General features: G+C 72.7%; 9 protein-coding genes. 5 read left to right on the forward strand and 4 right to left on the reverse strand.

The features are described from left to right. Positions 1-137 precede the first annotated feature (137 nt). The 3 genes from ACZ4MH_RS20355 to ACZ4MH_RS20365 all read left to right on the forward strand — a co-directional run bounded on the left by ACZ4MH_RS20355 (position 138) and on the right by ACZ4MH_RS20365 (position 5,423). Positions 138-1,427, forward strand: coding sequence for a sensor histidine kinase (locus ACZ4MH_RS20355; protein WP_467754612.1), 1,290 nt, complete (start codon positions 138-140; stop codon positions 1,425-1,427). Then, on the forward strand, positions 1,424-2,101 hold the full coding sequence (locus ACZ4MH_RS20360) for a response regulator transcription factor (protein WP_351599306.1): 678 nt from the start codon (positions 1,424-1,426) through the stop codon (positions 2,099-2,101). Before ACZ4MH_RS20355 ends, ACZ4MH_RS20360 begins: the two co-directional genes overlap by 4 nt. A 160-nt stretch (positions 2,102-2,261) precedes the next feature. Then, positions 2,262-5,423, forward strand: coding sequence for an efflux RND transporter permease subunit (locus ACZ4MH_RS20365; protein WP_351599305.1), 3,162 nt, complete (start codon positions 2,262-2,264; stop codon positions 5,421-5,423). A 59-nt stretch (positions 5,424-5,482) separates the two neighbouring features. On the opposite strand, the gene nadA is transcribed toward ACZ4MH_RS20365, so the two are convergent. Further along, positions 5,483-6,679 (reverse strand): quinolinate synthase NadA, encoded by a 1,197-nt coding sequence (gene nadA, locus ACZ4MH_RS20370; protein ID WP_351599304.1) that lies wholly within the window; start codon positions 6,677-6,679, stop codon positions 5,483-5,485. Positions 6,680-6,989: 310 nt separating this feature from the next. On the opposite strand from nadA, the gene ACZ4MH_RS20375 reads away from it, so the two are divergent. Further along, on the forward strand, positions 6,990-7,343 hold the full coding sequence (locus tag ACZ4MH_RS20375) for a HesB/IscA family protein (protein ID WP_351599303.1): 354 nt from the start codon (positions 6,990-6,992) through the stop codon (positions 7,341-7,343). A 120-nt stretch (positions 7,344-7,463) separates the two neighbouring features. Here the strand turns inward: ACZ4MH_RS20375 and ACZ4MH_RS20380 are convergent, their stop codons facing one another. Together ACZ4MH_RS20380 and ACZ4MH_RS20385 are read right to left on the reverse strand one after the other, a co-directional pair. Next, positions 7,464-9,083 carry a hypothetical protein gene (locus ACZ4MH_RS20380; protein ID WP_467754613.1) on the reverse strand — a complete coding sequence of 540 codons (1,620 nt, stop codon included), beginning with the start codon at positions 9,081-9,083 and terminating at the stop codon, positions 7,464-7,466. Positions 9,084-9,219: 136 nt separating this feature from the next. Next, positions 9,220-9,453, reverse strand: a complete 234-nt coding sequence (locus tag ACZ4MH_RS20385; RefSeq protein WP_351602233.1) for a hypothetical protein — start codon at positions 9,451-9,453, stop codon at positions 9,220-9,222. A gap of 140 nt (positions 9,454-9,593) precedes the next feature. On the opposite strand from ACZ4MH_RS20385, the gene ACZ4MH_RS20390 reads away from it, so the two are divergent. Next, complete coding sequence (locus tag ACZ4MH_RS20390) at positions 9,594-10,568, forward strand: carbohydrate kinase family protein (RefSeq protein ID WP_351602227.1); 975 nt, start codon at positions 9,594-9,596, stop codon at positions 10,566-10,568. Positions 10,569-10,577: 9 nt separating this feature from the next. Here ACZ4MH_RS20390 and ACZ4MH_RS20395 read toward each other — a convergent pair whose 3' ends face one another. Continuing rightward, positions 10,578-11,972 carry an aminotransferase class V-fold PLP-dependent enzyme gene (locus tag ACZ4MH_RS20395; RefSeq protein ID WP_467754614.1) on the reverse strand — a complete coding sequence of 465 codons (1,395 nt, stop codon included), beginning with the start codon at positions 11,970-11,972 and terminating at the stop codon, positions 10,578-10,580. Between the last annotated feature and the right edge of the window lie 194 nt (positions 11,973-12,166).

Below are 12,166 nucleotides of genomic sequence, written 5' to 3' on the forward strand. Positions count from 1 at the left end.
CGGCCCCGTCCCCGTGCCCGCGGGGACGGCGACCGCCCGGCTTCCTCCAGCACGTACGCGCCCCGTTCGCCGGGCCGCCGCCCGCCGACCACCTCGGCGGGCCGCGTCCGGCGGCCGGGGCGCTACCGTTTCCTGTCGTGACTCCCCTCGCCACCGGACAGGGCCCGCTGCCCGGGCCCGCGCTCCTCGCCCGGCTCCGCGCGCACCCCGTCGTGCTCGACGCGGTCCTGGCGGTGGCCGTCTTCGCGGTGATCCTGGTCGGCGCGGCGGCCGGCCCGCACGGCCGGTACGGGCCGCGCTTCGGCGCCCACCCGCTGGAGCCGACGGCGGTCCTCCTCGCCGCGCTGGCCTGCGCCGCGCTCGTACTGCGCCGCCGTTACCCGCGCAGCGTCCTCGCCTTCACCTGCGCCATGACGCTGGCCGAGCTGGTGACCGCCAGCAGCGAGCCGCGCGCCCCGGTGGCCGTGGCCTCGGTCATCGCCGTCTTCACCCTCGCGGCCCGCACCGACCGCCCCACCACCTGGCGGATCGGCGCGCTGACCGTCCTGGTGCTCACCGCCGCCGCGATGCTCACCAGTACACGCCCCTGGTACGCCCAGGAGAACCTGGCGATCTTCGCGTGGACGGGCATGGCGGCCGCGGCCGGTGACGCGGTCCGCAGCCGCCGCGCCTTCGTGGCCGCCATCGAGGAGCGGGCCGAGCGGGCCGAACGCACCCGCGAGGAGGAGGCCGGACGCCGGGTCGCCGAGGAGCGCCTGCGCATCGCCCGCGAGCTGCACGACGTCGTCGCGCACCACATCGCGCTGGTCAACGTCCAGGCCGGGGTCGCCTCGCACGTCATGGACAGCCGCCCCGACCAGGCCAAACAGGCCCTCGCGCACGTCCGCGAGGCGTCCCGGTCCGCGCTGGACGAGCTGCGCGCCACGGTCGGCCTGCTGCGCCAGTCCGACGACCCGCACGCGCCCACCGAACCGGCCCCGGGCCTCGGCGTCCTGGACCAGCTGATCGACGGGTTCGTACGCGCCGGGCTGCCCGTCGAGCTGGAGCTGCCGCCCGGCAGCCCCGAGGGCCTGCCCGCCTCGGTCGACCTCACCGCGTACCGCATCGTCCAGGAGGCGCTGACCAATGTGCACAAGCACGCGGGGGAGGGCGCCCGGGCCACGGTACGGATCGTCCGCTCGGCCGAGGCGCTGACGGTGACGGTGCTGGACGACGGCGGCGGGCGGCCCGCCGGACCGCGCCCGCGCCCCGGCGAGCAGGAGGGACCGGAGGACCGTACGGACGGTGGCGGGCACGGACTGATCGGGATGCGGGAACGGGTCGTGGCGCTGCGCGGCACGGTGGAGACCGGGCCCCGCCCGGCCGGCGGATTCAAGGTACGGGTGCGGCTGCCGCTGCAGCCCGCGCGCACGGGGGAGACGACATGACGATCAAGGTGCTGCTCGCCGACGACCAGGCGCTGCTGCGCAGCGCGTTCAAGGTGCTGGTGGACTCCGAGCCCGGGATGCGGGTGGTGGGCGAGGCGTCGGACGGCGCCGCGGCGTACGAGCTGGCCCGCTCCGCGGCGCCCGACGTGGTCCTGATGGACATCCGGATGCCCGGCGTGGACGGCCTGGCCGCCACCCGCATGATCAGCGAGGACCCGGAGCTGGCCGGCGTACGGGTGGTGATCCTGACGACCTTCGAGGTCGACGACTACGTGGTGCAGGCGCTGCGGGCGGGCGCCAGCGGCTTCCTCGGCAAGGGCGCGGAGCCGGACGAGCTGCTGAACGCGATCCGTATCGCGGCGGCCGGCGAGGCGCTGCTCTCGCCCGTGGCCACCAAGGGGCTGATCGCGAGGTTCCTGGCGCAGGGGAGCGGCGAGGACGGCGCCGAAGGGCCGGACGCCGCGCGGCTGGCGTCGCTGACCGGCCGGGAGCGCGAGGTGCTGGTGCTGGTCGCGGGCGGCCTGTCCAACGACGAGATCGCCGGGCAGCTGACCGTCAGCCCGCTGACGGTCAAGACGCACGTGAACCGCGCGATGGCCAAGCTGGGCGCCCGCGACCGGGCGCAGTTGGTGGTCATAGCGTACGAATCCGGACTCGTCCGCCCGCGGGTGTAGCAGCGGGTGGAGCGGGGCGTACTACGGACGCGGTACGCCCCGACGCCGGAAATGGACCTGGGTGCTAGGGAAACGACGCTTCTCGTGCCGGATGGTGTAAGCGGGCCCGCCATGGCCCGTTGCCGAGAAGGTTTACGAACAAAAGAGAGAGACCCCACCCATGTTCAGGCTGTCCCGACTCAGCCTCGCACAACGGGGCCTGATAGCACTGATGTCGATCGTGGCGATCGTCTTCGGGGCCATCGCGATCCCACAGCTCAAGCAGCAGCTGCTGCCGTCCATCGATATGCCCATGGTGTCCGTCGTGGCGCCGTACCAGGGTGCCTCGCCCGACGTCGTCGAGAAGCAGGTCGTCGAGCCTCTTGAGGACGGCATCCAGGCGGTCGACGGCATCACCGGCGTCACCTCGACGGCCGGCGAGGGCTCGGCCGTGGTGATGGCCGAGTTCGACTACGGCAACGACTCCAAGGCGCTGGTCGCCGACGTCCAGCAGGCCGTCAACCGGGCCCGCGCCAAGCTGCCCGACGACGTCGACCCGCAGGTCGTGGCGGGCTCCACCGACGACCTGCCGACCACCGTGCTGGCCGTCTCCTCGGCGGGCCAGGACCAGCAGGCCCTCGCCGACCGCCTGGACCGCAGCGTCGTCCCGTCCCTGAAGGACATCGACGGCGTCGGCCAGGTCACCGTGAGCGGCGTGCGCGACCGCGTCGTCGCCGTCACCCCGGACGACGCCAAGCTCGCGAAGGCGGGACTCACCCCGGCGGCGCTCGGCCAGGCCCTGGAGGCGGGCGGCGCTTCCGTACCGGCCGGCTCCTTCTCCGAGGACGGCAAGAGCCGCACCGTCCAGGTCGGCAGCGGCTACACCTCGCTCCAGCAGATCAAGGACCTCACCGTCTCGCCGGCCGCTGCCGGTGCCGCGGCGGGCAAGCCCGGGGGCGGCGCGCCGGTACGCGTCGGCGACCTCGCCACCGTGCGGCAGGAGTCGGCCACCCCGACCTCCCTGACCCGCACGGACGGCAAGCCGAGCCTCGCCGTCCAGATCACCATGGACCAGGACGGCAGCGCCGTCGCCATCTCCGACGCGGTCAAGGACAAGCTCCCGCAGATCCGCGCCGACCTCGGCAAGGACGCGGACGTCACGGTCGTCTCCGACCAGGGCCCGCAGGTCTCCAAGTCCATCGAGTCCCTCACCACCGAGGGCCTGCTCGGCCTGGTCATGGCCGTGATCGTGATCCTGGTCTTCCTGCTGAGCCTGCGCTCGACGCTGGTGACCGCGGTGTCCATCCCGCTGTCCGTCGTCATCACGCTGATCGTGCTGTGGACCCGCGACCTGTCGCTGAACATGCTCACCCTGGGCGCGCTGACCATCGCCATCGGCCGGGTCGTGGACGACTCCATCGTCGTACTGGAGAACATCAAGCGGCACCTGGGCTACGGCGAGGAGCGCAAGCCCGCCATCCTCACCGCGGTCCGCGAGGTCTCCGGCGCGATCACCTCCTCCACCCTCACCACGGTCGCGGTCTTCCTGCCGATCGGCGTGGTCGGCGGCATGGTGGGCGCCCTCTTCGGCGACTTCTCGATCACCGTCACCGTGGCCCTGCTGGCCTCGCTGCTGGTCTCCCTCACCGTCGTGCCCGTCCTCTCGTACTGGTTCCTGCGCGCCCCGAAGGGCGCCGAGGGCGGCGACCCCGAGGCGCTGCGCAAGGCCGCCGAGGAGAAGGAGAGCCGCAGCGCGCTGCAGCGGCTCTACGTACCGGTGCTGCGTTTCGCGACCCGGCGCCGGATCACCAGCGTGGTCATCGCCGTGGTCATCCTCATCGGCACGTTCGGCATGGGCCCGCTGCTCAAGACCAACTTCTTCGACCAGGGCGACCAGGACACCCTGTCCATCAAGCAGGAGCTGGCGCCCGGCACCAGCCTGACCGCCGCCGACAAGCAGGCGAAGCGGGTCGAGAAGGTGCTCGCGGACACCGACGGCGTGCAGGACTACCAGGTCACCGTCGGCTCGTCGGGCATGATGGCGGCCTTCGGCGGCGGTTCGGCCGCCAACCAGGCGTCGTACCAGGTGAAGCTGGCCGACGCCGATGACTCCGACCGGGTCGTCGCGGACATCCGGGACGGGCTGAAGAAGCTCGGCAAGGGCATCGGCGACACCACCGTCTCGGCCGGCCAGGCGTTCGGCAACCAGGACCTGAGCGTGGTCGTCAAGGCCGCCGACGGCGACGTACTGAAGGACGCCGCCGAGCAGGTGCGCAAGAAGGTCGCGGGCCTGGACGACGTCACCGACGTCACCAGCGACCTGGCGCAGAGCGTGCCCCGGATCTCCGTCACCGCCAACAGCAGGGCGGCGGCCGCCGGTTACACCCAGGCCACCCTCGGCCAGGCCGTCGGCCAGGCGGTACGCGGCACCACCAGCGGCACGGCGCTGCTGGACGACGCCGAGCGGGACGTCGTCGTGAAGTCGGCGCACCCGGCCACGACGGAGGCCCAGCTGAAGAAGCTGGCGCTGCCGGGCCCGTCGGGCGTGGTGCGGCTCGGCGACATCGCCGAGGTGCGGACCGTGCCGGGCCCGGTGCAGCTGACCCGCATCGACGGCGCCCGGTCCGCGACGGTCACGGCCAAGCCGACCGGTGACAACACCGGCGCGGTCACCGCCCAGCTGCAGTCCGAGCTCAAGGACCTCGACCTGCCCAAGGGCGCCACGGCCGAGATCGGCGGCGTCTCCGCGGACCAGGACGAGGCGTTCGGCTCGCTCGGCCTGGCGATGCTCGCGGCCATCGCGATCGTGTTCATGCTGCTGGTCGCGACCTTCCGGTCGCTGATCCAGCCGCTGATCCTGCTGGTGTCGATCCCGTTCGCGGCGACCGGCGCGATCGGCCTGCTGGTCGCCACGGGCACCCCGATGGGCGTCCCCGCGATGATCGGCATGCTGATGCTCATCGGCATCGTCGTCACCAACGCGATCGTGCTGATCGACCTGATCAACCAGTACCGGGCGCAGGGGTACGGCGTGGTCGAGGCGGTCATCGAGGGCGGCCGCCACCGGCTGCGGCCCATCCTGATGACCGCACTGGCCACGATCATGGCGCTGCTGCCGATGGCCCTGTCGGTCACCGGCGACGGCGGCTTCATCTCCCAGCCGCTGGCGGTGGTCGTGATCGGCGGTCTGATCACTTCGACGCTGCTCACCCTGCTGCTCGTCCCGACGCTGTACGCGATGATCGAGCTCCGGAGGGAACGGCGGGCGACGAAGAAGGCGGCCAAGAACGCCGGGCCCGTAAAGCAGGACGAGGACCGCACGCCGGAGCCGGCCGGCGTTTGATCCGTAACAGCACGTGGGGCCCGTACCGAATCCCGGTACGGGCCCCACGTACGTGACGGCTATGGCAGCGCCAGCATCCGCTCAAGCGCCAGCTTCGCGAAGCTCTCCGTCTCCTTGTCGACCTCGATCCGGTTGACGAGCTTGCCGTCCGCCAGCGACTCCAGGGTCCAGACCAGGTGCGGCAGGTCGATGCGGTTCATCGTCGAGCAGAAGCAGACCGTCTTGTCGAGGAAGACGATCTCCTTGCCCTCGGGAGCGAACCGGTTCGCCAGGCGGCGGACCAGGTTCAGCTCCGTACCGATGGCCCACTTGGACCCGGCAGGGGCCGCCTCCAGGGCCTTGATGATGTACTCCGTCGAGCCGACGTAGTCCGCCGCCGCCACGACCTCGTGCTTGCACTCCGGGTGCACCAGCACGTTCACGCCCGGTATCCGCGCCCGTACGTCCTCGACCGACTCCAGCGAGAAGCGGCCGTGCACCGAGCAGTGGCCGCGCCACAGGATCATCTTCGCGGCGCGCAGCTGCTCGACGGTGAGCCCGCCGTTCGGCTTGTGCGGGTTGTAGACCACGCAGTCGTCCAGGGACATGCCCATGTCGCGGACGGCGGTGTTCCGGCCGAGGTGCTGGTCGGGCAGGAACAGGACCTTCTCGCCCTGCTCGAACGCCCAGTCCAGCGCCCGCTTCGCATTGGACGACGTGCAGATCGTGCCGCCGTGCTTGCCGGTGAAGGCCTTGATGTCGGCGGAGGAGTTCATGTACGAGACGGGCACGACCTGCTCGGCGACGCCCGCCTCGGTCAGCACGTCCCAGCACTCCGCGACCTGCTCGGCGCTGGCCATGTCGGCCATCGAGCAGCCGGCGGCCAGGTCCGGGAGGACGACCTTCTGGTCGTCGCCCGTGAGGATGTCGGCGGACTCGGCCATGAAGTGCACGCCGCAGAAGACGATGTACTCCGCGTCCGGGCGGGCCGCGGCGTCCCGCGCGAGTTTGAAGGAGTCGCCGGTGACATCGGCGAACTCGATCACCTCGTCGCGCTGGTAGTGGTGCCCGAGCACGAAGACCTTCTCCCCGAGCTTCGCCTTGGCGGCGCGGGCCCGGGCCACGAGGTCGGGGTCGGAAGGAGCGGGCAGGTCGCCGGGGCACTCGACGCCGCGCTCGCTCTTCGGGTCGGCCTCCCGGCCGAGCAGCAGCAGTGCGAGCGGCGTGGGCTGCACGTCGAGGTCCTGACGGGGCTGGGCGGTGGTCACGACACGCACCCTCTCTTTTCCTGGTCGAGCGCGGCGAAGCCGCTCCGGTGGAGCCGGTGCCTGCACCGGGCTTTTCGTCGATATGACGTTATCTATCATAGCCGCTTCACGTCAGTTTGACGACGGGCATTATGTCGATGTGACGCATCACCCGGCAGGCCGTTTCCGGCGGGCACTGACCCAGGGCTGCGGGTATGCGAGCATGAGGAGGGGGTCAGCTGATTTCCCCAGAAACTCAATGAGCCCGCCCGGAATGAATCCGGGGCCCCGTCGGTTACTTCCGAGGGCAAGGGGTCCGTACAACCCGGGAGAGATGTAGATGAGCGTTCAGGACGAGACCACCGTCAGCGACGGCATCATCCTTTCTGACACGGCCGCGTCGAAGGTCAAGAGCCTGCTGGAGCAGGAGGGCCGGGACGACCTCGCGCTGCGGGTGGCCGTTCAGCCCGGTGGCTGCTCCGGCCTGCGCTACCAGCTCTTCTTCGACGAGCGCTCGCTCGACGGCGACGTCGTGAAGGACTTCGGCGGCGTGAAGGTCGTGACCGACCGGATGAGCGCCCCGTACCTGGGTGGTGCCTCCATCGACTTCGTCGACACCATCGAGAAGCAGGGCTTCACGATCGACAACCCCAACGCCACCGGCTCCTGCGCCTGCGGCGACTCCTTCAGCTGAGCCGACCGGCTCCGGCTCACGGAGACGGGCTCCGGCACACGGAGACACAGACGAAGGCGGCGTTCCCCTCCGGGAGCGCCGCCTTCGTCATGACCGCCTACCGGCGGCTTCGGCCCGCCGTCACTTCTGCGTCTGCGGCACCGTTTCGCCACTGGAGGCGTCGATGACCTCCCGCCCGTCCAGCGGGGAGTCCAGCGTCACCGTCTCGGTGAACTGCTTGGCGACCTTGATGCAGACCCCGCCGGGCTTCTTGTCCTTGCCGGTGACCTGCGCGGTCACGGCCGTACCCGACTGGTCGGCGCTCGCGGAGTAGTCGCTGCACACCCCGCCCCAGAAGTGCAGCGTCAGCTTCTTGCCGCCGTCGGCCACCGAGTACGACTCCAGGCCCGTCGCGCCCTTCTTGCCCTGCTTGCCGCCCTGCGGCGGATGCGCGGGCCGCTGCGTCGCGGCGTCCCCGGCGTCCCGGTCCACCACGAACTTCGGGTCGACGGCCGGATGCGCGACCGTGGTGCGGGCGTCCTTGCCGCTGGTCGAACCGGGCTGCCGCACCTCGTACAGCCACGACGGCACCAGCGCCTGGCTGCCGTTCACGAACTGCACCGACAGGCCGAACCGGGCACCGGTCACCTCGGCGGGGGCGGGCTTCCCGGGCGCCGGCTCGCACGGCGCGACGCTCTTCCCGTCGCCCTTCCCGTCCGCCTTCTCGTCCGCGTCGCCCTTAGCGCCCTTGTCCGGCAGCGGCGTGGCACACGGGGCGCCGGAGTCCTTGCCCGTGCCCGTGCCGGCCCCGCCGTTCAGGTGCGCCAGCGTCTTCGCCGCGCTCAGCACCGGATACGTGTCGCCCTTGAGCGGCCGCGCGAGCTGGCCGCTGCCGCCGACCACCTGGCCGTCCGCGCCGACCTGCAGATCGCTCTGCCAGCCGTACGTCGGCAGGCCGCCGATCACCGGGTCGGCCGAGACGATGCGCACCGCGCCGGACAGCCCGCCGGCGTTCAGCTTCGCGTCCTGCTGCCCCAGCGCCGCGAGCACCGGCCGCACCGCCTCCTTCGCCTTCTCCTGGGAGACCGCGCCCTTGCCGCTGCCGTCGTCCTCGGTCGTGGCGTCCCGGCCGCGGTACGAGGGGCAGCCGGGCCCGTCGGAGGAGTGGCCGGTCTTCTCGTCCGCCTCCTTGCCCTTGGGCGTCGCGGGCAGCGCGCAGTTCACGCCGCCCGGCGTGCCGTACTGCGCGAACGTCCAGGAGCCGGTGCCGGCCTTGGCCACCTGCAGCACGGGCCCGCGGGAGTCCTTGTCCTGGCCGCCGACCTTCCATGTACCGCCTTCGGAGCGGACCTGGCCCGCCACGTCCAGCGCCTTGGCCAGCCGCGCCACCGCGTCCTTGCCGATCGGGCCCTGGGGCCGGTACACGGGCGCGTCGGCCGGGCCGTCCGGCAGCTCGGCGACCGCGCGGTACCCGGCGCCCTGCGGGTTCGGCTCGCCCGGCGCGATCCCGTCGTGGGACTGGGACTGGCCGTAGCCCTCCAGGGCCAGCGGCGGCGGGTCGGCCGCCGCGCCCGCGCCGCCCGCGCCGTCCTGGCCGCCGGAAGCGCCCGACGCCCAGTACGCCGCGCCGCCGCCGGCCAGCAGCACGGCCGCGGCCATCGAGGCGACCACCAGGGGCCTGCGCCCACGACGCCCGGCGGCGGTGGGGTTCTCGGTGGGGTTCCCGCCGCCGGCGGCAGGGGGAGTGTCCTCGGTGCTCACCGCATCGCTCCTTCGGCTCCGCTGAACAACTGATGCGCCATCCTCCGTGAGGGGGACGCCGATTGGACGGAGCCGGGCCGCGGGCGGTTCCGCCCGCGGCCCGTGGAAGAGCGGTGGAGGATACGTATCGCCGTACTCAGTCGCCGTACTCGGACATCCCTTCCAGCAGTTTCGCAGAGGCGGCGGGGACCGTGATCCCGCGCAGCTCGGCGGCCGGGGACGGCGGCGCGGTGAAAAGATCGGCGGTCTTCCAGTGCGGCGCCATGCGGGCGCAGTCGCCGCGCAGTTGCTCCATCGAGTCGTGCTCGCCGCCGTCCGGGCGACGGCCGGCGGGGTGAGCTGCTGTGACGGGCTTCACATGCTGGGTCATACGCGCACCGTACGCACCCTTCGCCCCGGGGAAGAAGACCTACTATCGGGTAGTTTCGCCAGGTCGGAGCGGTACTGCCGAGCGGGTAGCGTTGGGTCACGTCCGTCACCGCCCCACGCCTCCCGCAGGAGCGAACCGCCGTGCGTATCGCAGTCACCGGCTCCATCGCCACCGACCACCTGATGACCTTCCCCGGACGCTTCGCCGACCAGCTGGTCGCCGACCAGCTCCACACGGTCTCCCTCTCCTTCCTCGTCGACCAGCTGGACGTGCGGCGCGGTGGTGTCGCCGCGAACATCTGCTTCGGTATGGGCCAGCTCGGCACCGCGCCGGTCCTGGTCGGCGCCGCCGGCAACGACTTCGGCGAGTACCGCGCCTGGCTGGACCGGCACGGCGTGGACACCGCGTCCGTACGGATCTCCGAGGTGCTGCACACCGCCCGCTTCGTGTGCACCACCGACGCCGACCACAACCAGATCGGCTCCTTCTACACCGGCGCCATGAGCGAGGCCCGCCTCATCGAGCTGCACCACGTCGCCGAGCGCGTGGGCGGCCTGGACCTGGTCCTGATCGGCGCCGACGACCCCGAGGCGATGATCCGGCACACCGAGGAGTGCCGCTCGCGGTCCATCCCCTTCGCCGCCGACTTCTCGCAGCAGATCGCCCGCATGGACGGCGACGACATCCGCACCCTCATGGACGGCGCGGCCTACCTCTTCTCCAACGAGTACGAGAAGGGCCTCATCGAGTCCAAGACCGGCTGGACCGCCGAGGAGATCCTCGGCAAGGTCGGCACCCGCGTCACCACCCTCGGGGCCAGCGGCGTCCGCATCGAGCGCACGGGCGAGCCCACCATCGAGGTCGGCGTGCCCGAGGAGAACGCCAAGGCCGACCCGACCGGCGTCGGCGACGCCTTCCGCGCCGGCTTCCTCTCCGGCCTCGCCTGGGGCGTCGGCCTGGAGCGCGCCGCGCAGGTCGGCTGCATGCTGGCCACCCTCGTCATCGAGACGGTCGGCACCCAGGAGTACGAACTGCGCCGCAGCCACTTCCTGGACCGCTTCACCAAGGCGTACGGCCACGAGGCGGCCGCCGAGATCCAGCAGTACCTGGCCTGAGGGCCACCGCTAGACGCGGCGCCGCACCACGTATGCGGCGCCGCGCTCCGGCGGCTCCGGGGCCTCGCCCAGGTACTCCTGACCCTGCGTCCAACACCATGCCGGGATGTCCAGCGCCGCCACCTCGTCGTCGGAGAGCACCGTCACCGTGCCGCCGACCGGGACCTCTGCGATCGCCTTGGCCAGCTCGATCACCGGGACCGGGCAGCGGGCGCCGAGCGCGTCCACGACGAGCGCGCCGGACGTGCCCTCGGGCGCCCGCGCGGGCCGCTCCGCGGGCGCGCCCAGCTGTTCCCGTACGGCGGCGACCGCGCCCGGGAGCACCTCCAGGAAGCGCTCCACGTCGGCGTCGGAGGTCCCGGCCGGCAGCGACACCCGGACGTTGCCCTCCGAGAGCACGCCCATCGCCTTCAGGACGTGGCTGGGGGTGAGCGTGCTGGAGGTGCACGAGGAGCCGGAGGAGACGGAGAACCCCGCCCGGTCCAGGGCGTGCAGCAGCGTCTCCCCGTCGACATAGAGACACGAGAAGGTCACCAGGTGCGGCAGCCGCCGCTCCGGGTCGCCGACCACCGCCACGTCCGGCACCAGCTCCGGCACCCGGGACCGGATCCGGTCCACCAGGCCGCGCAGCCGGGCCGCCTCGGTCGCCGCCTCCGCCCGCACCGCGCGCAGCGACGCGGCGGCGGCCACCACCGCCGGGATGTTCTCGAAGCCGGGGGCGCGCCCCGACTCGCGCTCGTCGGCCGGGCCCCGGTGCGCGAAGCGGGTGCCCTTGCGTACCGCCAGCAGCCCCACCCCGGCCGGGCCGCCCCACTTGTGCGCGCTGCCCGCCAGCAGCGACCAGGCACCCGGCACCGGGCCCCAGGCCAGCGACTGGGCGGCGTCCACCAGCAGCGGCACGCCCGCCTCCCGGCACGCCTCCGCCGCCTCGCCCACCGGCTGTTCGGTGCCCACCTCGTGGTTGGCGGACTGCAGGGCGGCCAGCGCGGTGTCCGGGGTGAGCGCGGCGGCGAACTCCGCCGGGTCGACCCGGCCCGTACGGTCGCAGCCCACCACGGCCACGCTGCCGCCGGCCGCCTCGTGGGCCTCCGCCGCGTGCAGTACGGAGGAGTGCTCGACGGCGGAGTGGACCAGCCGGCCGCCGACACGCCGCCGGCCGGCCAGCGCGCCCGCCACGCCCGTGTGCACCGCGCCGGTGCCCGAAGGGGTGAAGACCAGCTCGTCGGGGCGGCAGCCGACCGCCTCCGCCGCGGCCTCGCGCGCGGCGTCCAGCAACAGCCGGGCGCGCCGCCCCTCCCGGTACAGCCGGGCCGGATCGGCCCAGCCCTCGTCCAGCGCGGCGTGCAGCGCCTCGCGGGCGACGGGGTGCAGGGGAGCGGAGGACGCGGCATCGAAGTAGGGCACGGGCGAAACGCTAACGCGTGCGGCCCGGCGCGCCGGGCGCGGCGTCGGATGCCGGAAGGAGCGGCCGGGCGCGGCGTCAGAAGCCGGGAGGAAGCGGGGAATCCGGATGCCGCGGGGGTCCAGTGGGAGGGGATGGCCACCCCTTCGGGGGGTGACGCGCCGCGTTGGGCACCCTCCCCGCGCGACGCCAAATA

It is taken from the genome of Streptomyces sp. NPDC026301 (genome assembly GCF_055567935.1).

Excerpts from the sequence above, each read along its gene's own strand:
- ACZ4MH_RS20360 (WP_351599306.1), top strand. The coding sequence starts at position 1,424 with ATGACGATCAAGGTGCTGCTCGCCGACGACCAGGCGCTGCTGCGCAGC.
- ACZ4MH_RS20365 (WP_351599305.1), top strand. The coding sequence starts at position 2,262 with ATGTTCAGGCTGTCCCGACTCAGCCTCGCACAACGGGGCCTGATAGCA.
- ACZ4MH_RS20375 (WP_351599303.1), top strand. The coding sequence starts at position 6,990 with ATGAGCGTTCAGGACGAGACCACCGTCAGCGACGGCATCATCCTTTCT.
- ACZ4MH_RS20385 (WP_351602233.1), bottom strand. The coding sequence starts at position 9,453 with ATGACCCAGCATGTGAAGCCCGTCACAGCAGCTCACCCCGCCGGCCGT.